The organism is Streptomyces sp. G5(2025) (assembly GCF_049542075.1).
Lineage (GTDB): Bacteria > Actinomycetota > Actinomycetes > Streptomycetales > Streptomycetaceae > Streptomyces.
Genome location: NZ_JBMUZT010000002.1, coordinates 58,913 through 85,420, shown reverse-complemented (window position 1 = coordinate 85,420; position 26,508 = coordinate 58,913). Strand labels below are relative to the sequence as shown.

General features: G+C 71.6%; 19 protein-coding genes and 2 pseudogenes. 10 read left to right on the top strand and 11 right to left on the bottom strand.

Annotation, left to right across the window (positions count from 1 at the left end):
* Window positions 1-109: 109 nt before the first annotated feature.
* Entirely contained in the window at window positions 110-799 is a 690-nt protein-coding gene (locus ACOBQB_RS00750; RefSeq protein ID WP_423587947.1) for a hypothetical protein, read from the top strand.
* 98 nt (window positions 800-897) lie between these two features.
* Here ACOBQB_RS00750 and ACOBQB_RS00745 read toward each other — a convergent pair whose 3' ends face one another.
* Window positions 898-1,644 (bottom strand): hypothetical protein, encoded by a 747-nt coding sequence (locus tag ACOBQB_RS00745; protein WP_423587946.1) that lies wholly within the window; start codon window positions 1,642-1,644, stop codon window positions 898-900.
* 354 nt (window positions 1,645-1,998) lie between these two features.
* On the opposite strand from ACOBQB_RS00745, the pseudogene ACOBQB_RS00740 reads away from it, so the two are divergent.
* Window positions 1,999-2,328, top strand: a pseudogene (locus tag ACOBQB_RS00740) (PucR family transcriptional regulator); the annotation flags it as partial.
* A gap of 329 nt (window positions 2,329-2,657) precedes the next feature.
* On the opposite strand, the gene ACOBQB_RS00735 reads toward ACOBQB_RS00740, so the two are convergent.
* Window positions 2,658-3,362, bottom strand: a complete 705-nt coding sequence (locus ACOBQB_RS00735; protein ID WP_423587945.1) for a histidine phosphatase family protein — start codon at window positions 3,360-3,362, stop codon at window positions 2,658-2,660.
* Between the two features lie 38 nt (window positions 3,363-3,400).
* The gene (locus tag ACOBQB_RS00730; RefSeq protein ID WP_423590303.1) at window positions 3,401-4,153 is read right to left on the bottom strand and encodes an SDR family NAD(P)-dependent oxidoreductase; all 753 of its coding nucleotides are present in this window, start codon (window positions 4,151-4,153) and stop codon (window positions 3,401-3,403) included.
* Window positions 4,154-4,329: 176 nt separating this feature from the next.
* Between ACOBQB_RS00730 and ACOBQB_RS00725 the strand changes: the two genes are divergently transcribed.
* The 5 genes from ACOBQB_RS00725 (at window position 4,330) to ACOBQB_RS00705 (ending at window position 14,423) form a co-directional block, all read left to right on the top strand.
* A complete protein-coding gene (locus tag ACOBQB_RS00725) occupies window positions 4,330-5,646 on the top strand; it encodes an aspartate aminotransferase family protein (protein ID WP_423587944.1) in 1,317 nt (438 codons plus the stop codon).
* Window positions 5,643-7,082 (top strand): class I adenylate-forming enzyme family protein, encoded by a 1,440-nt coding sequence (locus tag ACOBQB_RS00720; protein WP_423587943.1) that lies wholly within the window; start codon window positions 5,643-5,645, stop codon window positions 7,080-7,082. The genes ACOBQB_RS00725 and ACOBQB_RS00720 overlap by 4 nt, the downstream gene beginning before the upstream one ends.
* Before the next feature lie 12 nt (window positions 7,083-7,094).
* Window positions 7,095-8,156 (top strand): ketoacyl-ACP synthase III family protein, encoded by a 1,062-nt coding sequence (locus tag ACOBQB_RS00715; protein ID WP_423587942.1) that lies wholly within the window; start codon window positions 7,095-7,097, stop codon window positions 8,154-8,156.
* Complete coding sequence (locus ACOBQB_RS00710) at window positions 8,153-13,537, top strand: beta-ketoacyl synthase N-terminal-like domain-containing protein (protein ID WP_423587941.1); 5,385 nt, start codon at window positions 8,153-8,155, stop codon at window positions 13,535-13,537. The genes ACOBQB_RS00715 and ACOBQB_RS00710 overlap by 4 nt, the downstream gene beginning before the upstream one ends.
* Before the next feature lie 121 nt (window positions 13,538-13,658).
* Window positions 13,659-14,423, top strand: coding sequence for an alpha/beta fold hydrolase (locus ACOBQB_RS00705; protein ID WP_423587940.1), 765 nt, complete (start codon window positions 13,659-13,661; stop codon window positions 14,421-14,423).
* Between the two features lie 7 nt (window positions 14,424-14,430).
* Here ACOBQB_RS00705 and ACOBQB_RS00700 read toward each other — a convergent pair whose 3' ends face one another.
* The 8 genes and pseudogenes from ACOBQB_RS00700 to ACOBQB_RS00665 all read right to left on the bottom strand — a co-directional run bounded on the left by ACOBQB_RS00700 (window position 14,431) and on the right by ACOBQB_RS00665 (window position 23,767).
* Entirely contained in the window at window positions 14,431-15,396 is a 966-nt protein-coding gene (locus ACOBQB_RS00700; RefSeq protein WP_423587939.1) for a Gfo/Idh/MocA family protein, read from the bottom strand.
* Between the two features lie 4 nt (window positions 15,397-15,400).
* Window positions 15,401-17,137 (bottom strand): B12-binding domain-containing radical SAM protein, encoded by a 1,737-nt coding sequence (locus ACOBQB_RS00695; protein WP_423587938.1) that lies wholly within the window; start codon window positions 17,135-17,137, stop codon window positions 15,401-15,403.
* Window positions 17,138-17,186: 49 nt separating this feature from the next.
* Window positions 17,187-17,369, bottom strand: coding sequence for a hypothetical protein (locus ACOBQB_RS00690; RefSeq protein WP_423587937.1), 183 nt, complete (start codon window positions 17,367-17,369; stop codon window positions 17,187-17,189).
* 41 nt (window positions 17,370-17,410) lie between these two features.
* Window positions 17,411-18,913: a B12-binding domain-containing radical SAM protein gene (locus tag ACOBQB_RS00685; RefSeq protein WP_423587936.1), complete on the bottom strand. Its 1,503-nt coding sequence runs from the start codon at window positions 18,911-18,913 to the stop codon at window positions 17,411-17,413.
* A complete protein-coding gene (locus tag ACOBQB_RS00680) occupies window positions 18,906-20,600 on the bottom strand; it encodes a beta-ketoacyl synthase N-terminal-like domain-containing protein (RefSeq protein WP_423587935.1) in 1,695 nt (564 codons plus the stop codon). Before ACOBQB_RS00680 ends, ACOBQB_RS00685 begins: the two co-directional genes overlap by 8 nt.
* A 208-nt stretch (window positions 20,601-20,808) precedes the next feature.
* Window positions 20,809-21,498 (bottom strand): annotated as a pseudogene (locus ACOBQB_RS00675) (glycosyltransferase family 2 protein); the annotation flags it as partial.
* A 59-nt stretch (window positions 21,499-21,557) separates the two neighbouring features.
* Entirely contained in the window at window positions 21,558-21,785 is a 228-nt protein-coding gene (locus ACOBQB_RS00670; protein ID WP_423587934.1) for an acyl carrier protein, read from the bottom strand.
* A gap of 80 nt (window positions 21,786-21,865) precedes the next feature.
* The gene (locus ACOBQB_RS00665; RefSeq protein ID WP_423587933.1) at window positions 21,866-23,767 is read right to left on the bottom strand and encodes a KedN5 family methylcobalamin-dependent radical SAM C-methyltransferase; all 1,902 of its coding nucleotides are present in this window, start codon (window positions 23,765-23,767) and stop codon (window positions 21,866-21,868) included.
* 564 nt (window positions 23,768-24,331) lie between these two features.
* Here ACOBQB_RS00665 and ACOBQB_RS00660 point away from each other — a divergent pair.
* Genes ACOBQB_RS00660 through ACOBQB_RS00650 form a run of 3 tightly spaced genes read left to right on the top strand, consistent with a single transcriptional unit; the run spans window position 24,332 to window position 26,488 of the window.
* On the top strand, window positions 24,332-25,255 hold the full coding sequence (locus ACOBQB_RS00660; protein ID WP_423587932.1) for a PIG-L deacetylase family protein: 924 nt from the start codon (window positions 24,332-24,334) through the stop codon (window positions 25,253-25,255).
* Between the two features lie 55 nt (window positions 25,256-25,310).
* A complete protein-coding gene (locus tag ACOBQB_RS00655; RefSeq protein ID WP_423587931.1) occupies window positions 25,311-25,943 on the top strand; it encodes a winged helix-turn-helix domain-containing protein in 633 nt (210 codons plus the stop codon).
* Window positions 25,943-26,488, top strand: coding sequence for a hypothetical protein (locus ACOBQB_RS00650; RefSeq protein ID WP_423587930.1), 546 nt, complete (start codon window positions 25,943-25,945; stop codon window positions 26,486-26,488). The genes ACOBQB_RS00655 and ACOBQB_RS00650 overlap by 1 nt, the downstream gene beginning before the upstream one ends.
* Window positions 26,489-26,508: the final 20 nt, after the last annotated feature.

The window sequence follows — 26,508 nt, the reverse complement described above, 5'->3', positions numbered from 1 at the left end:
GCAACGAGAGCCGGCTGTCCCGGACAGTGGCAACTGTCCGTGCTGGTCAAGGCGTTGTGCGGAGTGCGTCCCGGACAGAGCTGCCGCAGTGGATTACCCGGGAGCGGGGGTGCGCCCCCTGCCGCACGCCGGGGGCGCGAAGCCGCCCGTCTTCCCCGTCACCGCGATCGGCGACCCGGCGCTGCCGGAGATACTGGCCGAACTGGCGGCGGCGCGGGCAGACGACATGGACGCCGACACGTCAACCGCGGACTGTCCTGACGGCCGCGAGCTGCGGGTCGTCACCCTGGGTGCCGGGTTCCCTGAGCTGTACCCAGCCCCGCTGCGCATCGCGACCTGGCTGCTCAGCGGCGCCCGGCTGGTCAACGACGTGGTCGGCGCCCGTCACCGGCTCGCGGGCGCCGACCCGCGCGCCACGCACGGCTACCCGCGGTTCGCCGCCGGCGACGTGGTGCTGTCCAGGCGCCGCTGGTACGCGGGGGAGGACCTCGGTAAGGCCCTCACGGCCGGCCCCGGCGACGCCGACCGGCTGCTCGCGCTGACCGCATGGCGGGCCCGGCACGGCGTACCGCCCGAGGTGGGAGCCGAGATCCGCGGAGACCGCCTGGTCCTCACCCTCGGCGCTCGCGGTCTCACCGTCCCGGCAACCATGGCCCCGTTCCTCGCCGGTCTCCTGTCCCGCGATCGCTTCCGCCCGAAGGGCCTCACCCCGCCCCTCGACCCCGCCCAGCGCGAGCACCTCCTGACCCGCCTGCGGTCGGAGGGCGTCCTCACCCCGGCCTCCGGCATCCGCACATGACGGACGCGTGAACCGCCGGTCGTCTGTGTCACCAACAACGCCAGCTCCACCCCGGCCAGGTCAGCGAATGCCCGGGCGCCGTGGCCCGGTGGCCCCGGTCAGCCGCCCGAGGCGGCGAGTTCCTTGAGGTCGACCGTGTCGCCCTTGTCCGGAGCCTTCGGGCTCACGGGCTTGTCGTAATCGGTGAACGTCGCCTCGTTGGGCTTGTCGCCACCCTTCACGGTGGTGCGCAGGATGTACGGCTTGCCCTCCGTGGCCACGTACATCGTGTGGATCTCGCCCCCGGAGGCCTTCTTCGTCAGCGTGATGGCCTCCTTTCCGTCGATGGACGTGGTGTCGCCCTTCTTCATGCCTTTGCGGGTCGACTTGTCCTCGTCCATGGAGGCGATCAGACCCTGCTTGTCGCACAGGCCGGTCGTCGCGGCGTCGTCGGCGGGCGTCTTGACCCACTTGTCGACGACCTTGGACAACACCTTGTCCGAACCAGGCTGGTTCTTCAGGGAGTTCTTCCAGTACTGCTCGTTGCCGCGCACATACAGCGCGGCGTTCGTGTGCCGCAGCTCGGCCTTGGCGCCCTCGGCATCGACAGTCCCCTCGCAGTTCTTCTCCTGGTCGACCGCGAGGTCCACGCTCACCGACTTCCCGCCGGCCTGCCGCATGTCGCCCTTGAGGCGCATCGAGTCCGCCTTCTTGGTGGCCGCCACCGCCTTGGCCGCGATCTGGTCGGCGCTGTCCTTGGCGAACGGCTTGTCGGAGCCGCCCCCGTCGCCGTCCCCGCACCCGGCCAGCAGAACGGCCGAGAGCCCCATGATCCCGATGACGCCCGTAACCTTGCTCGCACGCACGTGTTCACCCCTCCTCATCGCCCGGCCCCGGTGGCCGCAGCTCCTCCCACGTACCCCGTAACCTCGCTGCGACGCAGTGCAGTTGACGGCAAGTGAGAAAACAGAAGGCCGAGTAGCGAACCCGGTCAGAGGGCCAGGGAGGGGCCGACGACGCTGAGCTTCATGAGCGGTGTTCCCTTGCGAGGTCGTGCCCGACTGGGCCGAGCGCGGACCTCGGCCCGAGGGCCGCGCGGGCCTGCTCGACGCCACCGAAGAGCACTGGACCGACCACGCTCGCCGCCCGACCGGCCACCGCGCGCGTCATCGACGGCCGCGGCACCCTGGCGCATCGAGTCCGCGCCCCCCGAGACGGGTGACGGGCTCTCCGCCGCGAGCGCCGCGGGCCACGCCGACGAACTGGCCGCCCGGGGCCGGGCCCACGAGCGGGTTCGCTGCCTGCCGTCCAGGCTCGGCCTGCCTACCGCGTGCTCGACCCGAGCACCCTCGTCCTCGACGATCTGCCGGACGCCTTTGGTATGTTGCTCGTCCCCGATGCCGACCGATCACATCTCTTGAGGCAGCTGACCGACCGCACCGCCGTGGTCGGCCCGGCCGTGGACTCGTGCGTCCGCCTCCTGCGCACGAGCCGTACGCGCGCGCTCCCTCTCCTCCGATATGCGCGACACCGAGGACCACCCGCCCGAGCCCTCGCACCGTTGCGGCGCGGTGCTCGCGGCGGTCGAGGAGAGCGAGTTGTCCCTGCGGCGGCTGGAGAACTGCGGGCCGCGCTTGCGTTCCCTCATGGGACGGCCCAGCGCCTTCTTCCGCTGCCAGCTCCGCAGGATCTTCGCCTGTAACCGGGCCTCGCTCCGGGCGGCGCAGTGCATCCGGCCCGCCCGTCGGCGGACCGGGGCGCCGCCGTCCGCTCCCGGGGCGGCCGTAGGCCGGAACGTCCGGACGGACCGGCTGTCCTCGTACGGCCGAGACGAGGTGCCGTTTCCGTCATCCGGTCACGTCGAGGTGCCCCTGCCCTCCTACGGCACCGTCGCGGTGCCACTGCCTTCGTATGGCCCCGTAGAGGTGCCACCGTCCTCATACGTGTCGAGGTGCCGCGCGTCGTCGAACCGGAGCAGGCGCCACCGTGAGCCGTCGTGGACGAACTCGTTGATCGATGTCGCGGCGGGCGTCGCGTCCGTGAACAGCACGGGCGGGACGACGTCCAGCAGCGCGGACATCACTGCGACGATGAACCCGGAGTGGCACACCACGAGGACCGTTCCGCCCAGGTGGCGAGAGACCAGGTCGTCGACGACACGGCCGGCTCGGGCCCGGAACCGGTTCCAGGTCTCACCGTCGGGGGCGAACGGACGATCAGGATGGGCGGTCATGTCGAACGCCCCGTGCACACGCTGGTATTCGTCGATGGAGAGACCGTCCGCCGCCCCGAAGTCGAGTTCCCGCGCCTCCGTCTCGACGACCGGTGCCCCGAGCTCCAGCCCGCTCGCCAGGATTTCGGCGGTCTCGCGGGCTCTGCGCACCGGGCTGGTCAGCAGCGCGTGCGGCCGCGGGGGTTCGGCCGCCAGCCGTGCCGAGAGCCGGGCGGCCTGTTCCCGCCCCTGCTCCGTGAGACCGGGACAGGTGCGGGACCCGGCGATCAGCTTCTTCACGCTGGCATGTGACTGGGCGTGCCGCACCAGCAGTACCCGGGTGGTGGAGGTCTGTTCCTGTTCGTGCGCCATTCGCGTCATGGTTCCTTGGATCGGCCTGCGCGGGCAGGTCAGTGGAGATCCCAACCGCCGTCGACGGTCAGACTCTGGCCCGTGATGAAACCGGCTCCGGGAGAAGTCAGAAACACAACGGCCGCGGCCACGTCCTCGGGGTGTCCATGCCGTTTGATGCATTGCCGGGCGAATTCCCGTTGCCGCCAGGAAGGGTAATCCGGGTGGGACCTCTGCCCGGTACTCAGTTCGATCGGCCCCGGTCTGACGGAATTCACGGTAATGCCGTGCGGGCCGAGTTCGCGGGCCAACGCGCGAACGAATGCCTCCAGGCCCCCTTTTGCCGCGATGTACGGGGCGAGTTCCACCCGCCCGATCCGCGTGAGCACCGTGGAAACGGCCACGATCCGGCCGGTTCCGCGCGCCACCAAATGGGGTGTGGCGGCACGGACGCAGGCGATGTGCGCCAGGAGATTGACGTCCACGGCCGAGCGCACGTCGTCCCACGTGGTGTCCTGCCAGGGGGTGTACGTGTACGCCCCGGCGTTGCAGACCAGGACGTCCAGTCGCGGCCCGCAGGAGTCCATGGCCTGTCCGAGACGGTCCACGGTCTCCTCGCGTGCGAGGTCCCCGACCACGGTGGCGACGACGTCCGCGCCGGCCGCTGACGCCTGGTCAGCGGTGTCGGCGAGCCCGGTGTCGCGGGTCAGATGGGTCAGCACCAGGTCGTGGGTGGCGGCCAGCCGTACGGCGATGGCGGCCCCGAGGCCCGATCCCGCCCCCGTGACCACGGCGACGGCCCGAGACGACATCACATTCCCCCTCCGCGACGCGCGCCGATCAGCCCGTCCGATACTGCCATCCAAGACAGGCCGATCACCCCCGCGATCCGGCCATTCCGGTAACGACCGCTGACGGGCCCGAAATCCCTGGGGCATTCTGTGATGCCGGATCAGGCCGACGAAGCTGGAGGATTTCAGTGGGTGCCATGGACGCCGAACGTCGGACGAACGCTGATTGTCTGGAGGGCATCAAAGAGGTCATCGCCGGTGGTGTCAGCAGCAGCATGCGTGCGGCGGCCGTCCCCGTGCCACTGGTCGTGCGGCGTGCGGAAGGCTGCCTGATCCGCGATGTCGAGGACCGCGAGATCGTGGACTTCAACATGGGCTACGGTCCGAATCTCTTCGGTTACGCCGACCGCGACGTGGCCGACGCCCTGGCCGACCAGTTCACCAAGGGCCACATGACCGGCCTGCCGCACGAATTGGACGCCGAGGCCGGATCCCTGGTGGCCGAACTGGTGCCGGGCGTGGAACAGGTCAGGTTCGCCAACTCCGGCACGGAGGCGGTCGCCTCCGCGCTGCGGCTGGCGCGCGCCACCACGGGCCGCTCCCTGGTGGTCACCTTCGAAGGCCACTACCACGGCTGGAGCGAGACGGTCCTGCGCGCGGGCAAGACCACGCTCCAGATACAGGGCACCCGGCCGACGGACGTCGTCGCGGGCGCGCTCGGAATGATCCCCGAGGCCCTCGCCCACACCGCGCAGCTGCCGTGGAACGACGCCGAGGCCGTCGAGGAGCTCTTCGCGCGGGACGGTGACCAAATCGCGGCCGTCATCCTGGAGCCGGTTCTGGTCAACGCCGGCGTGATCGCCCCGGTACCCGGCTTCCTCCAGCTGTTGCGCGACCTCACGGCGCGCAGCGGCGCGATGCTGATCTTCGACGAGGTGATCACCGGTTTCCGGGTCGCCCGAGGAGGGGCGCAGGAGCTGTACGGCGTCGAGCCCGACCTCACGATCCTGTCCAAGGTCATGGGCGGGGGGTTCCCGGTCGCCGCCTTCGGCGGGCGGAAGGCCGCGATGCGGATGCTCGCCACGAACGAGGCGCACCACGCAGGCGTCTACGCCGGAAACCACGCGGCCCTGCGTGCGGTCGTCACCGTACTGACCAAGATCCGCGCGCAGTCCGGCCTTTACGAGGAGCTGGAGGCCATCGGCGCCGGCGTGGAGGACGCCGTGCGCGAGGTCTTCGCCGTGGAGAAGCGGCCCGTGCATATCAACCGGGTCGGCACCCTGATGGGCGTGACCCTGCTCAGGAAACCGCTGGAGAAGAGCGACACCCTGCGCGACCTCGCCGAGGCCGTCGACTTCTCCCGGCACCGCCGCTTCCAGACCCTCGCCCAGCGGGAGGGCGTCTACTTCCATCCCAACGCGCTGGAGCCGTGGTTCCTGAGCACCGCGCACACCGGGGACGTCCTCGACAAGGCAGTCGGGGCGCTGCGGCGAGCGCTGACCGGTCTCGGATGACCGCCGCGCGTGCGGAGCTGCTCTCCCTGCTGCGCGCCCAGGGCGCCCGTGCCGGGGGCGCGCCGCTGGTAAGCGACGACTCCGGGACCACCAGCGCGGCGCAGTTGGCCGAGCGCGTCGATGCCAGGGCCCGTACCCTGCGGGAGGCCGGCGTCGGGCCGGGCACCCTGGTGGGAACCGTCGCCTGGCCCGCGGCCGAGTTCATCGGCGACGTGTTCGCGATCATCACCACCGGCGCGGTCGCGGTGCCGCTCCCGCGCCGGCTGACGCCGTGGGAGCTCCAGCGGATCCAGGAACGCTGTCCGCTCGACTTCCTCTCGGCCCCGAGCTCGTCGTCGGCCTTCCCGGCCACAGCCGCGGGCGAGGGGCAAAGGATCCTGAGCGTCGGCCGGGAAGGAGCCCGCCGGCCCGCCTTCGAGGAGGCGGCGACGGCGCAGATCACGTCGGGCACCACCGGATACCCCCGGGTCGCGCTGCGCTCCGCCGCCGCTCTGCTGGCCGAGGCGGAGCACTACCGTACGGCTCTGGCGCTGGGGCCGAAGAGCCGGTTGCTCTGCCCCGTACCCCTCCAGCACGCGTACGGCTTCGGCCTGTGCGCCGTCGCCGCTGCCCTGGCGGGCGCGCCCGTGCGCTGTACGACGCCGGACAAGCCGCGCCTGCTGCTGCGCGAACTCGCCGCCGGGGACGTGACGTTGTTCGTCGGTGTGCCCCCCATGCTGCGGCTGCTCGCCAAGGCCGCCCGCACCCGCCCGCACGACGGCCCCGCGATCGGTTTCCTCTCCGCGGGCATGGCGCTGGACGCGCACACCGCCGAACTGGTCGCGACCCGGCTCGGCGGACACGTCGGCCAGGTCTACGGCACCACGGAGACCGGGCCGATCTGTGTGAGCCGCCCGGCTCCGTGGCAGGCCGGTGTCTCTGGGCCCGGCGCCCCCCTGCCCGGAGTGCGGGTCCAGCTCTCCCCGGTCCCGGGAGCCGGGGACGGCGCCGGCGACGCCGTGACGGGGCTGGTGACCGTCAGGTCGCCGTCGATGATGCTCGGGTACGCCGAGGGCGGGGCCGTCGACGCGACCCCGCTGCGGGACGGGTTCACCACCGGCGACCTGGCCCGCTGGGAAGGACGGGACCTCGTCCTCGCCGGGCGCCTGTCCACCAGCCTCAACGTCGCGGGCGCCAAGGTCAGCCCCGAGGAGATCGAAGCCGTCCTGCTCGCCTTCCCGGATGTCGCCACCTGTCTGGTGTCCGGTGTGGACGACCCTGCCCTGGGACAGCGCATCAGCGCGACCGTGACGCCCGACACGGTCGACCTCGACAAGCTGGAGCGCTTCTGCCGGGAGCGGCTGTCGCCCTCGTGGGTCCCCCACATCTTCGCCTCCAGGACGGAACTGCCGACCACCGAGACCGGGAAGGTCATCAGGCCCCGGACCGGTCAGTGAGGACATGTGAGAGTGAGAACAGAGAACATCTTCCTGGCAGGGACCGGGGCGTTCATTCCGCCCAGGGTGAGCGTGGAGGAAGCGGTCCGGCGCGGCGCGTACGACCGTGAGCGGATGGAGTCCTGCGGGTGGCGGAACATCGCCGTGGCCGACGGCACCTCCGCGCCGGACATGGCGGTGGCGGCCGTCCGGCAGGCGGTGGACCGCTCGGGTCTCGGCCCTGAGGACATCGACATCCTCGTCCACTCCTGTGCGTACCACCAGGGCCCCGACGGCTGGTCGGCACCGCACTACATCCTGCGCTCCACCCTCGGCTCCCCTGTCCCGGCGCTGACGGTGGAGCAGGGGTGCAACGCGTTCCTCGCCGCCCTGGAGATGGCCACCCAGTACCTGCTGTGCGCGCCGTCCCGCACCGGCGCCGTGGTGAGCAGCGCGGACAACTTCGGCGCCCCCTCGGTCGACCGGTGGTACGCCCACCGTGACACGGTGCTCGCCGACGCGGCCACGGCGGTCGTCCTGTCGAAGCGGTCCGGCTGGGCCGCGCTACGCTCCGTCGAGTCGGTGTCGCTGCCCCAGTTCGAGATCCTCAACCGCGGGCACGTGCCGATCTTCCCTCCGGCGGTCACCACCGGGCGCGCACTCGACATGAACGAGCACCTGGAGGCGATGGTCGAGGAACTGGGCCCGAAGGCGTCCGAGATCGTCCAGGAGTACGGTGCGAGCGGCGCCAAGCTGGTCGAGCAGGTGACGGGCGAGGCGGGGATCACTGTCGCGGACCTGTCGAAGGTGCTCCATCTCGGTGCGGGCACCACGGACTTCCTGGACAGCCATCTGCGGCCGATGGGCCTGGACGCGTCGCTGGGTGCGGTCGACTTCTTCCGCGACGTCGGCCACGCGGGCGCCGCCGATGTCGGGTTGCAGCTCAACCACCTCGTCGAGGACGGGCAGGTGAACGTCGGGGACCACCTTCTGCTGCTGAGCGCCGGCCCCGGACTCATGATCACCGCGGCGGTGGTAACGGTGCTGGAACCTCCCGCCTGGCGCGCCACGGGCGCTGAGGGGAGCCCGGTGTGACGAGCCCGGTGGCCCCGCGGGGGCAGACCGGCGGGCCCGGGGAGCCCATCGCGGTCGTCGGGCTGAGCTGCCGGTTCCCCGGTGACGCCGACTCTCCCGACGCCTTCTGGGACCTCCTCGTCCAGGGCCGGGACGGCATCGGCGACGGAGCGGAGCGCTGGGCTCCGTACGCGGACACCGGGCACGAGCACGCGGCCGTCGTACGGGAGACCCCGACCCGTGGCGGCTTCCTCGCCGACATCGCCGGTTTCGACGCGGAGTTCTTCGGGATCGCGCCGCGCGAGGCCGAGCTGATGGACCCCCAGCAACGGCTGCTGCTGGAACTCGCGTGGGAGGCCCTGGAACACGCGGGGCTCCCGCCCCTCGGTCTGGGCGGCACCGACTGCGGAGTCTTCGTGGGCGTCGGTTCGGACGACTACGGGCGCCGGCTGCTGGAGGACCTCGCCCGTATCGAGCCCTGGACCGGTATCGGCGCGGCCCTGTGCGCCACTGCCAACCGCATCTCCCACAGCCTCGACCTGCGCGGCCCCAGCCTCGCCGTGGACACCGCGTGCTCCGCCTCCCTGGTCGGAGTCCACCTGGCGTGCCGGAGCCTGCTCTCCGGGGAGTCCGACGTGGCGCTGGCCGCGGGCGTGAACCTCATGGTCGCGCCCGGCCTCTCGGTCACCCTGGCCCGTGCGGGAGCCACCTCGCCGGACGGCCACAGCAAACCGTTCGACGCCTCGGCGGACGGCTACGGCCGGGGCGAGGGGGCGGGCGTCCTCGTCCTGAAGCGCCTGACGGACGCCGAGCGGGCGGGGGACCGGATCCTGGCGGTGATCCGTGGCAGCGGGGTGAGCCAGGACGGCAGGACCGCCGGCATCATGGCGCCCAACGGCGAGGCGCAGGCGGACCTGCTGCGCAGGACGTACGCGCAGTGCGGCATCGCCCCGGAGACCGTCGACTACGTGGAGGCCCACGGCACCGGAACCGTCGCGGGCGACCCGCTGGAGGCCGGTGCGCTCGCCGCGGTCTTCGGCACGGGCCGGCCGGCGGACAGCCCGTGCCTCATCGGCTCGGTGAAGGGCAACATCGGGCACCTGGAGGCCGGCTCGGGGATCGCCGGGATGATCAAGACGATCCTCGCGCTCGTCCATGAGGAGATCCCGCCCAGCGTGCACTTCTCCACCCCCAACCCGCGCATTCCCTGGGCGAAGTCACGGCTGCGGGTGACGCAGGAGCGCACCCCGTGGCGCCGTGGGGAGCGTGCCCGCCGGGCGGGTGTCTCCAGCTTCGGCTACGGCGGCACCATCGCCCACGTCGTCCTGGAGGAGGCACCGGCAACCTCGCAGGAGGCAACGACGGTTCCGGTGGAGGCACCGGCGGTCCCCGAGGAGGCGCGGACGGTCCTGGAGGGCGCATCGCCGGCCGAGCGGGAGGTGCCCGCACGGCGCGAGCCGTCCGCCGCGTCCGAGGCCGTCCCGGCGCCGCCCCGTCTGTTCCCGCTCTCCGGCCGGTCCGGGGCGGCCGTCCGAGAGGACGCCGCCCGGCTCGCCGACTGGCTGGACGGGCCGGGCGCGGGCGTTCCGCTCGCCGCCCTCGCGCAGCACCTGGGATCCCGGCGCAGCCACCTGGACCGCCGGGTCGCCGTCGTCGCCGCCGACCGCGCGGAGCTGGAGGGCAGGCTGCGCCGCTTCGCCGCCGGTGAAGCGGCGCCCGGCGTCGTCGACGGCACGGTGACGGACGAGGGCCTGGACAAGGTGGTGTGGGTCTTCTCCGGGACCGGTGCCCAGTGGCCGGGCATGGGCCGCGAACTGCTGGCCAAGGACGCTGTCTTCGCCGAGGTGATCGACAGGATCGGGCCGGTCTTCGCCGAGGAGTTCGGCACGACGGCCCGGGATCTGATCGAGGTCGGCGACGTCACCCGCGTGGACGTGGCCCAGACGATGATCTACGCGGTGCAGATGGGCCTGGTCGCCGTCTGGCGGTCGCTCGGGGTCCGGCCCGCGGCCGTCATCGGCCATTCCATGGGGGAGATCGCGGCCGCCGCGACGGCGGGGATCCTGTCGCTGGAGGATGGCGCCCGGCTGGTGTGCCGGCGCAGTGTCCTGCTCCGGCGGGTGGCCGGCGCGGGCGGCATGCTGATGATCGGCCTGCCCGCCGACGAGGCCGCGGCACGGCTCGGCGGTACAACCGGCGTGGCGCCGGCGGTCCTCGCCTCGCCCACCACGACCGTGGTGGCCGGCGCGGTCGCGGAGATCGACGCCCTCGCCCGGGAGCTGGGCGCGGACCCGTCCCTGCTGGTGCGCCGCGTCGACACTGACGTGGCCTTCCACAGTCCGCAGATGGAGCCCCTGATGAAGGAGCTCGCCGAGGCCGCGGACGACCTCACCGTGCACACCCCCCGCATCCCCGTCTACAGCACCGCGCTGGACGACCCCCGCGACGCGGCCGTCCGCGACGGCGCCTACTGGGCGACCAATCTGCGCAGCCCGGTACGGCTGTCCGGCGCCGTGGCCGCGGCGGCCGAGGACGGGCTCCGCACGTTCCTGGAGGTGTCGGCCCATCCGGTGGTCCGGCACTCCGTGCAGGAGACGCTGGACACCGTCGGGGCCGACCGGCACTGTCTCGCCGCCTCCCTGCGCCGCGACACCGGGGAGCGGGAGCACCTGCTGCTGAACGCGGGGCTGTTGTACTGCCACGGCGTCTCCCTCGACTGGCCCTGCGCCCCGGGCGCGCGGCCCCTGTCGCTGCCGGTCCGCAGCTGGCGGCGCCAGCGGTACTGGCGCGACCTGCCGGTCCACCGGGCCGACCGGGGGCGGCATGACCCGGCGAGCCGCACCCTGCTGGGACCGCGTACCACGCTGGCCGGGACCTCGCCGCTGGACCTCTGGCGCACCCGCGTCGACCTGGAGTCCCGGCCGTATCCGGGCAGCCACACCATCCACGGCGTGGAGATCGTCCCGGCGGCGGTCGTCCTCCAGACCTTCCTGGACGCGGCCGGGGGGAGCCGGGGGACGGGCGGTCTCTCCGACGTGTCGTTCGAGCTGCCGCTGACCCTGTCCACGGCCCAGGACGTCGACGTGATCGCGCAAGGCGGCGTGATCCGCCTGCTGTCCCGGACCGCCCACCCGAAGGAGCCGGGTCCCGGCGATCCGGTCGCGGACGGGCCGGACGGGGACGAGCGGTCGTCGCTGACCCACGCGGTGGCGTCCGTGTCCGGCGACGGCTCGCCACCACCTCTTCCGCCGGCCGCGGCCGGGCCGGGGACGGCGCTCCCTCCCGACCGGATCGCCACCGACCTCGCCTCGGTCGGCGTGCCGACCATGGCCTTCCCCTGGCGCGTGGACCGTCTGGAGCGGATCCCGGACGGGCTGCGCGCGGACATCGTCGCGGCCGACGAGCCGGCGTCCACCCCGGCGACATGGGCCCCACTGTTCGACGCCGCGCTGTCCATGGCGGCCGTCTCCTTCCCCGGACCCGCCGCGCTACGGGTGGTGGCCGGCGTCGGCCGCGTGTGGACCACGGGCGAGCCCCCGTCCCGCGCCCGCCTTGAGGCGTACGCCGACGGCAGGGGCGCGGTGGGTGTGCGGATCACGGCGGAGGGCGAACGGACCGTGGCCGTGCTGGCCGGGGTCCGGTACGCGGACGGTGAGGTCGAGGGGCGTTCGGCCCCGCCCGGGGAACTGCTGTTCCGGACGGACTGGAAGTCCCTCCCCCTCGACGGCTCCGACGCCCCCCGCCCGCACCGGTCTCTGGTTCTGGTCGGCGCGGAGGGGGAGCTGACGGCGGCACTGCGGGCCACGGCCGACGAGCGCGGGATCCCGTGCCTGGCGGCGGAGGATCCGGATGGTCTCGACGGCCTGCGCGGGCAGGTCCCCGGTCCCGTGGACGTCCTCCTGCTGCCCCTGACGGACCGTCCGGCCGGGGAGACCGAGGCCGCGGACCGTGCCGTGCGCGAGGCGTGGCAGCTCGCGTCGGCGGCGCGGCGGCTGGGCGCGTGGCCGCCCGGTACGGCGCGGCTCTGGTCACTGACCAGCGGTGTCCGCGAGGCGGACCGGCTGGAGGCGGTGGCTCAGGCGGCCCGGTGGGGTCTCGGCCGGGTCGTCGGGGGCGAGCACCCCGGACTGTGGGGCGGCACGGTCGATCTCGGCCCACGGCCCACCAGGGACGACCTGGTCGTCGCGCTGCGCGTGGTCGCTGCGGACCCGGGCGAGGACGTCGTCGCCGTCCGTGCGGGCGGGGCCTGGGCGAACCGGCTGGTCCGCTCCGTGGGCGCGGGTGCGGACCGCGCCCCGCTGCGGTGCCGGCAGGACGGCACGTATCTCGTCACGGGCGGTCTGGGCAGCCTGGGCGGGGAGATCGCCCGGTGGCTGGTGGAGCGGGGCGCACGCCGCCTCGTGCTCGCCGGACGCGGTGCCCTGCCGCCCCGTTCCGAGTGGGACGCCGTCACCGACGAGGTCCAGGCGCGCCGCGTCGCGACCGTCCGCAGGCTGGAGGCCCTCGGGGCGACCGTACGGGTGCTGTCCCTGGACCTGTCCGACGCCGAGGCGGCGGCCGCCGCCCTGACCCCGGACGCGCTGGGCATGCCCCCGGTCCGTGGGGTGGTGCACGCGGCCGGCGTGCTGCACGACCAGCTGGTCGACCGGCTCGACGCCGACGCCCTGGCGGCGGTGATGCGGCCGAAGGCCGGCGGTGCCCTGACCCTGCACCGGCTGTTCCCGCCGGGCACCCTGGACTTCCTGGTCCACTTCTCGTCGTGCGGACAGTACCTGGGCCTCACCGGCCAGGCCGCCTACGCGTCGGCCAACGCCTTCCTCGACGCCATGGCCGGGTACGACCACACCCTCGGTGCCGTCGGCAGCATGAGCCTGGCGTGGACGTCCTGGCGGGGCATGGGCATGGCGGCCAACGCCGCGGTGGACGCCGAGCTCCGGGCGCACGGTGTCGGCGCGATCACGGCACCCGAGGCCTTCGCCGCCTGGGACCTCGCCGGCCGGACCGGCGCCGCGTCCCTCGCGGTGCTGCGCACCGTGCCGCTCCCGGACGGGGGCCGCCGTACGGGTCTGCTGCGCGACCTCGCCGACGAGGACCCGGGAGGGCAGGCGGGGGAGGGGACCTCGGCCGGGGCCCGGCCGTCCGAGGGGCTGTCGGAGGAGGCGCTGAGGGCTCTGCTGTACGAGCAGACGGTCTCCGTCATCGTCAGCGAGATGAAGCTGGATCCGGCCGAACTCGACCCCGACCGGTCGCTGTTGAAGACCGGCCTGGACTCCGTGATGGCGATCGTCATCCGCCGCCGCCTGGAACGGCTCCTGGAGCGCAAGCTGCCGGCCAACCTGGTCTGGCACCAGCAGACGGTCACGGCCATCGTGGACTACCTCGTGACCAGTTCACGCTCCTGAAGGACAGAAAGACAGAAAGACAGAAAGAGGGAAAGAGGGAAAGACGGAAGGACGGATCGGTCGGCCGGGCCCCCGCTCCTGGCCTCTGTCTGTCACGGCCCGCGGCGGATAGCATCGCGGGGTGCTGCGTGACGTGGATCAGACGCCGGGCCGGGGTGGGACGAGCAAGGCACCGTTGACGCTGAACTGCCGGGTCACCGGTGATCCGGCGGGGAGACCGGCGGTTCTGCTCCACGCGCTGGGGAACACCGGACGGAGCTGGGACCGGCTCGTCTCCGCGCTGCTGCCCCGGGGACGCCGGTTGTTCGTACCGGACCTTCGCGGACACGGGCGCAGCCCCCGGGCGGACGCATACACGTTCGAGCTGATGTACCAGGACGTGCTGTCCCTGCTGGATCGTCACCGCCTGGACGAGGTGGACCTGGTGGGCCACTCCATGGGGGGTCACGTGGCCTGGCTCATCGCCCAGCGTCATCCCGCACGGGTCCGCAGGCTGGTGATCGAGGACACGCCTCCGCCGCCACGGGACGCGGCGGCGGAGCTGCTCGCGCGGTCCGGGCAGGCCGACGGACAGGCGCACGTCATCTCGCTGTACCAGGAGTTCCGCGAGCTGCGCCGGGCCGGGGAGCTGGACAGCGCCGCGGTACGCCCCGTCATCGACGACCTCCGGAGAGCGGACCCCGTGTGGTGGCGGCGGCTCGCCGACGTCACCGCCGAGACGCTGGTGATCAGCGGCGGACTGTCCAGCCCGGTCCCTCGCTCCCTGCTGGCCGAGGTCGCCGAGACGGTGCCCCGGGGACGGCTGCTGGCCATCGACGCGGGCCACTACGTGCATCGCACCGAACCGGAGCGTTTCTGCGCCGAAGTGGCCCGCTTCCTCCGATGACCGTCCGTCACCTGCCCTGCGGCAGGGGCGCCGCCGCGGTCTTGGCGCGCCGGTAGGCCGACTCCACGACGAGCTGGACCTCCAGGGCGTCCTGGGCGGTCACCTTCGGACGCGGGGCGGGAGCCCCCGTCACCAGGTCGAAGTAGGCTGAAATCGCGGCTAGTTCGGGCCCATGTCCGGCCGATTCGACCGCGCCGTCCGCCCGGCGCAGTTCGTTACGGCGCAGATCCAGGATGTGGTCACCGTCCGCGGTGGTGACGCTCACCGAGGTCTCCAGTCTGCGTGCGGCCCGGTCGATGCGCAGCGTCGCTGGCACGCCCTGGAACGACAGGTCCAGCCGGACCCGCTCCTCCACGCCCGGCGCATCCACCTCGCAGGCCTCCACGTCCGGCGGCCCGAAGACCGTCATGAGCAGGTCGATGGCGTGCGGCCCGAGGTCCAGGAGCGCGCCGCCGCCGGCCCGTCGTGCGTCGCCGTACCACGGTGTGCAGGCCCGCCACACCCTGTTGCCGGGGGTGGCGAAGGAGAAGTCGACGCGCTGCGCGCCGGGCCGTGCCGCGTCGGCGAACGCCTCCAGCAGCGGATGGAAACGGAAGGGCATGTTCACCCCCAGTAGCTTCTCGGCCGCCGGATGGGCCGCCATCCGCCGCGCCTCCTCCACCGTGGCGGCGAGGGGCTTTTCGCACAGCACCGCGATGCCGGCGTCCAGCGCCGCCAGCACCGGCTCGGCGTGGGCGTCGTTGGGCGTGCAGACACTGATCAGGTCCGGCCGCGTCTCGTGGATGAGGCGGTCGACGGAGGTGCCGGTCCACACCTGAGGGCGGTCCGCCGTCAGCGACCGGGCCCGTTCGACGTCGGCGTCGACCAGACCCACCAGTTCCATGGCGTCCCGTTCGTCGGCGCAGGGCAGGTGGTAGCGCTGGAACACCCTGCCGCAGCCCACGGCCGCGAACCGGATCCGCTCGCTGGTCATCGCCTCACCCCCTCACCTGGGCGAGGGCGTGCTCGCCGCACGCCTTCGCCGTCTCGACGACGAAGTCCGGGAAGGCGTGGCCGAGGTGTTCGCGGTCGTACGCGGTGATCATGGCGCGCAGTTCGGTCTCCAGCCGGTCGGCGAGTCCGGGTGGGTTCTCGTCCGCGAGCAGCAGCCCCGCGTTGAGGAAGGCGATCAGCAGCCCGGCGAGCCCCTGGTCCCAGTGGCGCAGCCGGCCCAGCAGGGGGCGCAGGGATTCGACGCCGGTGCCGCGTCGGGCCCGGACGGCGTCCGCGATGCTCTGCGCGAGGAACGGGACCTCGTTCTCCTTGCGGTCGTTGATCTCCGAGGAGACCCGGCTCCAGGCCGTCCACAGGTGTTCCACCCGCTCGTCCTCGACGCGGTAGTCGCGGCGGGCGTGCCGCAGCACCTCCCAGGCGGCGCCCTCCACTCCGGGGATGTCGGGCTCCTCGTACCGCGTGGCCTTGTCGTAGATCTCGGTTCCGCGTAGTGCGATGGCCCGGTTGATCAGGAAGAACGGGTTCTCGCTCTCGTGCACCCGGGCGGCCACGATGAACTTCAGGTTCTCCCAGAGCTCGTCGAGGGTCGTGCCCGGTTCGATCATGATCCAGCCGGGTTCGAGCTCGATGCCCTCCTGCTTGAACAGGCGGGCGGCGTCGAAGTTGTACTCGACGGTGGTCCCCTTGCGGAACCGCTTCATCATGCCGGGCGACCCGGTCTCCATGCCAAGGAGGGCCAGGTCCATGCCCGCCCTGCGCAGGGTGCGCAGGGCCTCCCGGTCGATGAGGCCGGTGTCGACGCGGAACTCGCAGTGGAAGGTGATCTTCAGGTCGCGGCGGAGGATCTCCTCGGCGAAGCCGACGGCGTGGTGGTAGCCGTCCTGGAAGGCGCCGCCGAAGTTGTCGTCGTTGAACCACAGGAAGCGGGTGCCGAACTCCCGTTGCAGGTACTCGATCTCGTCGACCGCGTCCTCCACCGGCCGTACCCGCCAGGGCCCGTCCACCACTCCGGGCTGCCGCGGCGCGTAGCAGAAGGTGCACTTGGCGTGGCAGCCGCGGCTGGTGTACGTGGACGCGCGCGGTGTGGGGATGCCGTTCTTGCGGTGGTGCACGAGCAGGTCCCGGGCCGGCCAGGGCTCGTGGCTGAGGTCGGGGAGTTTGGGCGAGCCGCTGCTGCGGACCCGGCCCTCCTGCCAGAACCACAGGCCGGGCACACCGCGCCAGTCGCGCCCCGCCGCCAGACACTCCATCAGGCCTTCCACCGTCAGTTCACCCTCGCCGAAGGCCACACAGTCCGCCTCCGGGATCCGTTCGGCGATGAGCTTGGCGTTGTACGTGCAAAACGCACCGCCGATCGCCACGAACACCGACGGATCGGCCTCACGGACACAGCGCAGCAACCGCACCGCGTCGACGATGTGCAGGTCGTACATGATGCTGATCCCGACGAACTTCGGCCGCTCACGCCGGATCAGGTCGATGATGGCCTCGTCGCTGGGATTGCGCCCGTGCAGGTTCAACGCCCGCACCGAATAGCCGCACGACCTCAGGTGACCGGCGATACAGGCCACCCCCAGGTTCTCCCGGACCCGCTTGTAGAACAGCCGCATCGCCGGGTCCAGGGACAGGTACTCCTCGTCGTTGATCAGGACGTTCTGGTTGTTCAGGCTCGCGGCGCCGGTGGGGATCTCCCGGGGGGTCAGCAGGACCACATCCGCCATGACCGGTCTCCTCTCTCGTCTTCACGTGCGCGTCCCGAAACCGGTCGGGTCAGCCGGCCATGGCCTGCTCTCCGCACAGCCTCTTGGTCTCTTCGACGAACACCTGGTAGGGCTCACCCAGGACCCTGCGGTCATAGGCGTCGACCAGCGTGTGCAGTTCAGCCTCGAGCCGCTCGGCGAGCCGCGGCGGGTTCTCGTCCGCGAGGAGCAGCCCGACGTTGAGGAAGGCCACCAGCAGGTCCGGCAGGCCGTCGGCCCACCCGCGCAGCCGGCTCAGCAGCGGGCGCAGCCCCTGCTCCCCCGAGCCCTGCGCGCCCTGGTGGCATCGACGATGATCTGGGCGACGAAGGGCAGCTCCTCCTTGCGGTCGGCGACCTCCGCGCTCACCTTGCTCCAGCCCGCCCAAACGTCCTCGACCCGCGGGTCCGGAATGCGGTACTCCCGGCGGGCCTCCAGCAGGACGTCCCTGGCCGGCCCCTCGACGCCCGGGAGTTCCGGAGGAGTCGGGTCGGCGATTTTGTCGTACATCTCCGTGCCGCGCAGTGCGATGGCGCGGCTGATGAAGGAGAACGGGTTCTCGCTCACGGCGATGTCGGCGGCCACGATGAACTTCAGGTTCTCCCAGAGCTCGTCGAGGGTCGTGCCCGGTTCGACCATGATCCAGCCGGGTTCGAGCTCGATGCCCTCCTTCTTGAACAGGCGGGCGGCGTCGAAGTTGTACTCCACCATGGTTCCCTTGCGGAACCGCTTGGCCATCGCCGGGGCCCCGGTCTCCATGCCGAGCAGTGCGGAGGCCATACCGGCCCGGCGCAGGGTGTGCAGGGCCTCCCGGTCGACGAGGCCGGTGTCGACGCGGAACTCGCAGTGGAAGGAGATGTCCAGGTCGCGGCGGAGGATCTCCTCGGCGAAGCCGACGGCGTGGTGGTAGCCGTCCTGGAAGGCGCCGCCGAAGTTGTCGTCGTTGAACCACAGGAAGCGGGTGCCGAACTCCCGTTGCAGGTACTCGATCTCGTCCACGACGTCGACAGGCGAGCGGACCCGCCAGGCGTTGCCTGCCACGACACCCGGCGCCCGGGGCACGTAGCAGAAGGTGCACTTGGCGTGGCAGCCGCGGCTCGTGTAGGTCGACGCCACCGGAGTGGGGATGCCGTTCTTGCGATGGTGCACGAGCAGGTCCCGGGCCGGCCAGGGCTCGTGGCTGAGGTCGGGGAGTTTGGGCGAGCCGCTGCTGCGGACCCGGCCCTCCTGCCAGAACCACAGGCCGGGCACACCGCGCCAGTCGCGCCCCGCCGCCAGACACTCCATCAGGCCTTCCACCGTCAGTTCACCCTCGCCGAAGGCCACACAGTCCGCCTCCGGGATCCGTTCGGCGATGAGCTTGGCGTTGTAGGTGCAAAACGCACCGCCGATCGCCACGAACACCGACGGATCGGCCTCACGGACACAGCGCAGCAACCGCACCGCGTCGACGATGTGCAGGTCGTACATGATGCTGATCCCGACGAACTTCGGCCGCTCACGCCGGATCAGGTCGGTGATCACCTCGTCGCTGGGATTGCGCCCGTGCAGGTTCAACGCCCGCACCGAATAGCCGCACGACCTCAGGTGACCGGCGATACAGGCCACCCCCAGGTTCTCCCGGACCTTCTCGTAGAAGAGGCGCATCGCAGGGTCCAGGCGGAGGTACTCCTCGTCGTTGATCAGGACGTTCTGGTTGTTGACACTGGAGAACCCGGTGAGGATCTCCCGTGGTGTCATCAGCACCGCGTCAGCCATCCGTACTCCACTCCATGCGCCCGGCCGCGCCCCCCGTCAGGAGGAACGCGGCGTTGTTGCCGCCGAACCCGAAGTTGTTCACCAGCACGGAACGAATCCCGTCACAGGGCTCCGGATCGCGCAGCACCCGCACATGCCGCGCGTCGAGGGGCTTGCGCAGCCCGGGGGTTCCCGGAAGCACCTGATGACGCAGGGCCCGGACCGCCGCCACGACACCCGGGAAGACCGAGGCGTGCAGCAGATGGCCGGCCGCCCCTTTGTACGAACTGACCGGGATGCCCCGCCAGTCGTGCTCGGCGCCGACCTGGTCCAGCGCCAGCAGTTCGGCCTCGTCGCCCTGCCGGGTGCCGGGAGCGTGACCGTGGACGTAGTCGACGGTGGTGAGGCCGGCCATGGCCAGCGCGTCGCGCATGCACGCGGCGCCGATATGCGCGTTCAGCCGGCTGATGCCCTGCCCCGCCACCCGGCAGGAGATCCCGCTGAGCGTCGCCAGGGGCGGCTGCCCGCGGGCCGCCGCGCGCTCGGCGGTCTCCAGCACGATCACTCCGGCACCCTCCCCCACGGTGACGCCGGAGCGGTCCTCGTCGAACGGGCGGGCGGCGGTCGTACTCGTCGCGCGCAGCACGTCGAGGCAGGCGTAGTCGTAGGTGTTGAGGGACGACACCCCGGTGACGACGGCCGTGTCCGCCAGCCCGCACAGCAGCCATTCGCGTGCCATGGCCAGCCCGAAGGCGCCCGACGCGCAGGCGTGGGCCATCAGCACCGCGTCCGGCGGGGCGACACCCGATCCGTCTCCGTCCCAGTCGGGTTCCACCGCGATCTCGTCGATCCGGGGGGCGTCGCCGACCTGCGGGAGGTGCGGGACCACCCCGGCCGACACCAGCAGGGTCCGGCCCGGCAGCTCGTCGAGTCCTGCCTCCCGCAGCGCCTCCGCGCGCGCCCGGTCGAGCAGCGCACGGCGTGTCGGCCGCCCGGGCGGCGCCTGCACAGGTGTCTGGCACACCGTCCTGCTGCGGAAGCGGGACGCGTCGAACCGGGTCAGCTCGGACAGTTCCCGTCGGCCGTCCAGCAGGCCCTGCCAGAACGCGGCCCCTCCGTCACCGAAGGCGGTGACCAGGCCGGTGCCGGAGACGACCACGGACGATCCGCCGGCCTGGGGGGCGCGGGCGCCGTCGGCGCCGGTCACCGGGACGGCCGCGACCCGGTAGCCGTCGCCGTGCGCGGCCTGTACGACCTCGCACACGATCATCGCCGCGTGCAGCCCCGCGGAGACGGCGCCCCACGCCCAGCGCACCGCCTGCAGGGTGGCCGCGCGCGGGCTGATCAGCACATGGCCCGTCCCGTTCCAGCCACTGGCCTCCGCCAGCTCCTGGAGCAGCTGCGCCGGCTCCGGGGTCATGGCCTCGGACGGCCGCAGCCTGCGGCCCCCCGCCTCCGCCTCCACGCACCGGCCGACGTACTGGGAGGTGGCCGCCACGCAGTAGTCCGTGGCCGCCATGACCACCGGAACACCGCCGCGCAGGGCGGCGGGCAGGCGGTCCAGCGCTGTGGACAGCACGTCGACGAAGGCAGCGGGCAGGGACTCCCGGGCGGCGAGGACGGACAGGTCCCGCCGGGGGCGGAGAGCGTCCAGCGACCGCGGCGCCGTACCGCCCACGATCACCGCGTCTGCCTTCGGGTACGTCATGACACCGCCGTTCCGGGTGCCAGGGCACGGTCCGCGGGACCGAACCGCGCGGCCAGCTCGCCGAGGGAGAGCCGCCGGCGAGGAAGGGACCGACGTCCGCGAGGCGCGCGTCGCCGTGCCGGTCGGCGACCCGCCGCCAGAACCTCGGCAGGAGGTCGCCGGTGTCCCGGCGGGCCGTCGGCAGGTGGTACGCGGTCTCGTCGAGCAGTTCGAAGGTGGCGCCCGCGGCGGCGAGCCGCAGTCCCAGTTCGAGGTCCTCGCCGCCCCACAGCTGTTCGTAGTGCTCGTCGAAGCCACCGACCCCTTCGAACACCGTGCGCCGGACGCTGGTACTGGTGCCGATGCAGCTCAGCCAGCGCAGCGGGGCGTACTCGGACGACCGCGTCACCTGCCGGGCGGTCCTCTCGATGAACGAGCGGCGCGGCCCGAACAGAGGGACGGCGGAGTCGAGGTCGGCGACGGTGGCGGGCTCGATCGTGCGGCCGCGGGCACCGGTCAGAGCCGTGCGCAGGGTCCGGGGTTCGGGCGTCAGCGCGAACGCGGACAGGTCGGTGACGGCGCCGTGCACCACCAAGGCACCGGCCCCCCGCTGGGCCGCGAGATGCGCCTCCAGGAGCCCTGGTGTGGCCATGGTGTCGTCGTCGAGGAAGAGCAGGAGCTCCCCGCGCGCCAGCCGGGCCCCGGTGTTGCGCGCGCAGGCCACCCCGCGCCCGCCCGTGGTCGTCGGCCGGACCGGCGGGCCCGCGGGAAGGACGGACAGCACCTGTTCCACCGCACCGCGCTCCGGTGCGTCGTCGACCAGGACGACCTCGAACCGCTCACGGTCCAGGGTCTGGTGTCCCAGGGCCGTCAGGGTGAGCAGGAGTCGGGTGGTCCGGGCACGGGTCGGAACGACCACGCTGACCGCCACCTCCCCGGGCGCTCCACCCGGCCGCGCGGCCGCCGGTGTCGTGGCCGTCACGTCAGGGAGCGGCTCTCGCCGGCCCTCTGCTGGAGGATGTAGGTGGCGAGGCCCTCGATGGAGAAGAGCGTCTCCTCCGTCAGGTCCTCGTCCTCGAAGACGACATCGAACTTCTCCTCGAGGATCAGCAGGTACTCCAGGGCGTCGAGGGAGCTGAACCCGTACTGGTCCACAAGGCTGGCATCGCCCTCCTGGGGTGCCAGCCGGTGCTCTCCCTTGGTCATGCCCGCTGCGATCTCGTGGAGTTCCCGAATGAGCCCGGCGCGGTCCATCGTCACTTGTCTCCCGTGGTGAAGGATCTCGGTCAAACCTTGGTGAACTGTTCGTCGAGCTGTTGCTCGGTCAGCCCGCGGAAGCGGTCCATGCGGAAGTAGTGCTGGAGGTCACCGCCGAATTCGGTCCGGTAGTAGAAGTCCGCGGTGTGCCGCTCCGGCTCCGTGCTCACGGTCTCTCCGCGCCGCAGCGCGGCGATCAGCCGGGGCACGGGGTGGGTGAATTCCGTGTCGCTGCGCAGATACCAGCTTTCGCCGTACTTGGTGACGACCGGGAGGTCCTCCTCGGGACCCGATCCGTCGGGCAGTTGGCGCACCGGCTGGCACAGCAGGTCGTAGCGGAACACCTCGTCGAGGACCGGCAGCAGGTGCTCGGGCAGAGCGGGACGCATGGCCTCCTCCCACCACTGCCGCAGCAGCCGTTTGGTGAGCAGTCGCCAGACGTTGGGGTCGACGAGTTCACTGGCGGAGTTCGTCGGCCCGGCCACCGCGTGCAGCTCCCTGGCCTCGGGGTCTTCGCTCTTCTCGATCCAGTCGGAGAAGCTGAGGAGCACCTCTGACTGCGGGACGCCGGCGAGCCCGCGCAGCGCGACCCAGATGTTGTGCAGGAACAGACTCCGGGCCAGGACCCGGTTCCAGCAGATGAAGCGGAGCATGCGCTCGTTGTCAGCGAGCGTCATCGTCTTATGGGAGAGCACGTAGTCGAAGTCGTCCTGCTCGCCGCGCACGGTCACCAGTCCGTGCTGTTCGCGCTTGTCGTGGTATTCGGTGTTCGGCAGCAGCATCAGCGGGTGGACCGCGATGAACGGCGTGTGCCGTGCCGCCCGGTCATAACCGTCCAGGAACGAGGTGACCGTCTCGCCCGGCGCCCCCCAGATCAGCTCCAGATACGGTGTGATGCCGTGGTCGGTCAGCCAGGCGACGAGGCTTTCCCAGTCGTTCAGCTTCATGTTCCGCCGACGCATGAGATCCAGCACGGAGTCATCCATCGTCTGCAGGGCGAGAATGAAGGCGCTGTGCATCCCGGACTGCTTCATCTTCTCCATGATGCGGTAGAAACCGGGAGACTTGTTCTTGGCCCAAGATGTTTCGAGTCTCTTCGGGAACCCGTATTTGCGGCGCACCCGGAGCAGATCGTCCAGGAATTCCTCGTCCTCGCGCAGGAGTCCGAAATTGGAGTCGGCGAGCATCAGGATTTCCGCGCCGTGCCGTCCCAGCACCTCAAGTTCCGCACGCAGCCGTTCCCGTGAGAACGCCCGCATCTTCTGCCCGGTGGCGCCACCCCAATAACAGAAGGCACACTTGTACGGACATCCGCGATTCGTCTCCATCAACGCGTAGTCGTAGCGGAAACGGCCCTTTTCGTCGACCAGCGGTACCGCTCCGGTCAGAATAGGGGACGGCAGGATCTCGAGGTCCTGAATGCGCTCACGTTCGGGGGTGGTGACCAGGTTCCCGTCGGCCTCGCGGAAAGAGATGCCGCTGATCTCGTGGAGCTCCCCGCGGTGGGCGCCGTCGAGATAGCCGTTCAGCAGATCCCGGAAGACCAGCTCCCCCTCACCGTTCACCACCACGTCGACCTGGGGGAACTTACGGAAGACCCGCTCGGCCTGGTGGGCGACGTGGTTGCCGCCGAAGATAACCCAGCCCTGCGGGTTCATCTGCTTGAACGTCTCCGCGAGGGTGCCGAAGGCGCGGAAGTTCCAGCCGAGGACGGAGAAGCAGAGGATGTCGGGACAGCCGTCCCGTATCAGGTCCCGGGCCATGGCGTTCAGACCGGCGTCGCCCGGGTAGTTCCTGATGGAGATGTCCATGCGGCGTTGGATGCGGTCGTCCGCCTCGGCGTATGCCTTGAGGTAGCCGATCGCCAGCGGCATGGAGGCCGCGGAATTCCCCCAGACTCCTTGCTGAACAAGCAGTACGCGAGTCTCCATTCCCTGCCTCGTCCTCTAATCGCCCGACAGGTCAAATCGCACTTCGAGGCTACAGCAGAAGATTCCCGCCGCAATGGCGTCTCCGAAACCGGGCCGTCGGCATGGCCTATTCCCTGCGTTTCGCACGTGTTCGGCCATACCGACGGCCTGATGCCGGCCGCCGTCCGGGCCCGGGCCGGCCGCTCGCAGCGCCTCCGGAGACAGAGGTGCTGACATGGGAACTTCGCCGCGCCCGCGCCGGCGCGGCCCCGGCTGTCGCCGCGGTCCGGGGCGGGGCCCCGGAAGTGATCTCCGAAGCGAAATGAATGACCGGAAAGCTATCGTCCCGGTGGTTGCCGGAGAAGACGGTGACCACACGGGCAAGGCGCTTTCGGCCAGCCGTCCCCACATTTTCTGCCTCTTTGGATCGGGCTCTGGGCGCGCCTGGAGGCGATCTGTATGCTCCGTCCATATGGCGTCTGTCATTCGTCACCGCGGGCTCGGAGTTACATGACGAAGATTCCTGACACTTGGTGCCCGACGGCCCTGCCGCACGTGGAAACAGCCGATGGTGAGCTCCGTTTCATGGGGCGTCAGGTCGAGGGGTACGACCACCTGTCGGACCGTGACGCAGCCCTGCTGTCCCACTGCGACGGCAGTCGGCCCCTCGACGGGTTCCCCGCGGCAAACCGTGAGGCCATCGACCTGTGGCGCCGGCACGGGCTGCTGCTCATGGCACCCCCTCTCACACCGGGCCCTCCGGCCACCGAACCCGCGGTGGTCGTATCCCCGCATCCGGACGACGCCGCGCTGGCCCTCGGCGGGACGGTGGCCCGGCAGGGCGCCCGGTTCCTCGACGTCTTCAGCGTCGAGACGTGGACCAAGGACCCGTACTACACCGAACGCCCGGCGCTGACCCAGCGCCTGCTCCTGGACGAGGAGGAGGTCGCCGCCCGTGTGCTGCGCGCCCGGGTGGAGCTGCTGGGATTCGTCGACGCCGCCGACCGCGACCTCAGACGGGACCGGTTCTTCACCGACCCGGCCTGGTCCGACGGGTTCGCACGGGAGGAACCGCAGCTCTTCGACGCCCTCACCGAACGGCTCGCCCCCCTGCTGGACAGCGCCGGCCCGATCTACGCGCCCCTCGGCGTCGGCGGCCACGTCGACCATGTCGCCTGCCGGGAGGCGGTGCTGGAACTGGTCCGGACCGGCCGCCTCGGCACGGCGCGGGTGGCCTTCTACGAGGACCAGCCCTACTCCCTGTTCTCCTCCGCGGAGGAGACCGCGAAGAACCTCGGCGTGCGCCTGGCCGAACAGGGACTCGGCGCACTGCGCCCGGAGCTGCTGCCTGTGGACGACGAGGCGGCGCTCACCAAGTGCGAGGCGCTGGGCGCCTATCGCATCCAGGTACGCAAGGGCATCATCCAGCGCATCCGCCGACACGGCGTGCGCCTCGCGCAGGGCTCCGGGTTCCCGGCCGCCGAGCGGATCTGGCTGATGCGCCTCTGACCCTCTCCCGACCCGACAAGTGACCGCGGCCCCGCCGCTCTGTGAAGGGTTTCCCATGTACGCACTGGCTCAGTCCCTGATACCGGCGGACCTTGAGGTCCTCGCGGAGGCATGCGGCGAGGTGGGTCTCACCCTGCATGTCACGGACCCCGCGACGGGCCACGCCCCACCGCCCGGCGCGCTGCTGGTCTCCTTCCACCGGGTCGCCGCCGCCCGGCCGGACGACCTGTCCGTGGCGGACCTCAAACGCCGGGGCGGTTACGCCGTCGCCGTACTGGACGGCGTTTCCGCCACCGAGGTCCTGGCGGCGGTCACCTCCGGCTACAGCTTCACGCTGGCCAGCCCCCTTCGGCGGTCCCGGCTCGTGGAGACCCTGAGCTACCTCAAGACGGTCACGCCGTCCGAGAACACCCAGGTGCTCACTCTCGCGAACGGCTCGCTGAGCTCCGCCGCGAAGTCGTCGCCCGTGACCGACGCCGAGGCGGAGCTGCTGCGCCTGCTGTCCAACCGGCCGGGCCAGATCGTCTCCCGCGAGGAACTCTCCGAGGCCACCGGCGGGGAGGACGTGAACAAGGTGACCTCGGTCCTGAAGCAGAAGTTCCTGGACATCGACTCCGGTGCGAAGCTCCTGAAGATCCCTCACCTGGGCTTCCGCCTGGTCGGCACGGTCCGCGAGGGGGCCAACTGATGCGCGCCGTGGTGATAACCGGCGCCCCGGGCGTGGGCAAGACCCGGCTGGGGCACCAGTTGGTGACGCGGTACGGCGTCCCGGCCGCCGCGATGGACTGCGATCCCATCGTCCACCCGTGGAACGGCGGCGAGGAGGTGTACAACCTGATGGCCTCGGCCGTGCGCGCGGCCCTGCCCGTCTACCGGGAGTGGGGGGCTCGCGTCGTGATCATCACCGGGGTGGTCCTCGCGGGCCGTGCCTACGAGCGTTTCCAGCACGTGTTCGAGGAACTCGGCGCGGAGGCGGTCTACTACGGCCTGCGGGCGGACGCGGAGGCGCTGGCCACCCGGATCGAGAACGACGCGGGCGGCCGGCTGTTCGTGGAGGGCCGGCTGGCGGAGCGTCACCTCGACGCGGAGGTAGCCGACGTGCCCGGCGTCCGGCTGGTCGACACCACGCACCTGACGCTGATGGAGGCGGCCGACGCGGTCACGGCCCTGGAACGCGCCGAACTCGGGCCGCGGTGGCTCGGGGCGGCCGGTGCTCCGACGGTCACCGGATGACCCGGGGGTGGAGCCGTGGG

Excerpts from the sequence above, each read along its gene's own strand:
- ACOBQB_RS00735 (WP_423587945.1), bottom strand. The coding sequence starts at position 3,362 with ATGGCGCACGAACAGGAACAGACCTCCACCACCCGGGTACTGCTGGTG.
- ACOBQB_RS00730 (WP_423590303.1), bottom strand. The coding sequence starts at position 4,153 with ATGTCGTCTCGGGCCGTCGCCGTGGTCACGGGGGCGGGATCGGGCCTC.
- ACOBQB_RS00725 (WP_423587944.1), top strand. The coding sequence starts at position 4,330 with ATGGACGCCGAACGTCGGACGAACGCTGATTGTCTGGAGGGCATCAAA.
- ACOBQB_RS00720 (WP_423587943.1), top strand. The coding sequence starts at position 5,643 with ATGACCGCCGCGCGTGCGGAGCTGCTCTCCCTGCTGCGCGCCCAGGGC.
- ACOBQB_RS00700 (WP_423587939.1), bottom strand. The coding sequence starts at position 15,396 with ATGACCAGCGAGCGGATCCGGTTCGCGGCCGTGGGCTGCGGCAGGGTG.
- ACOBQB_RS00695 (WP_423587938.1), bottom strand. The coding sequence starts at position 17,137 with ATGGCGGATGTGGTCCTGCTGACCCCCCGGGAGATCCCCACCGGCGCC.
- ACOBQB_RS00685 (WP_423587936.1), bottom strand. The coding sequence starts at position 18,913 with ATGGCTGACGCGGTGCTGATGACACCACGGGAGATCCTCACCGGGTTC.
- ACOBQB_RS00680 (WP_423587935.1), bottom strand. The coding sequence starts at position 20,600 with ATGACGTACCCGAAGGCAGACGCGGTGATCGTGGGCGGTACGGCGCCG.
- ACOBQB_RS00670 (WP_423587934.1), bottom strand. The coding sequence starts at position 21,785 with ATGACCAAGGGAGAGCACCGGCTGGCACCCCAGGAGGGCGATGCCAGC.
- ACOBQB_RS00665 (WP_423587933.1), bottom strand. The coding sequence starts at position 23,767 with ATGGAGACTCGCGTACTGCTTGTTCAGCAAGGAGTCTGGGGGAATTCC.
- ACOBQB_RS00660 (WP_423587932.1), top strand. The coding sequence starts at position 24,332 with ATGGGGCGTCAGGTCGAGGGGTACGACCACCTGTCGGACCGTGACGCA.
- ACOBQB_RS00655 (WP_423587931.1), top strand. The coding sequence starts at position 25,311 with ATGTACGCACTGGCTCAGTCCCTGATACCGGCGGACCTTGAGGTCCTC.
- ACOBQB_RS00650 (WP_423587930.1), top strand. The coding sequence starts at position 25,943 with ATGCGCGCCGTGGTGATAACCGGCGCCCCGGGCGTGGGCAAGACCCGG.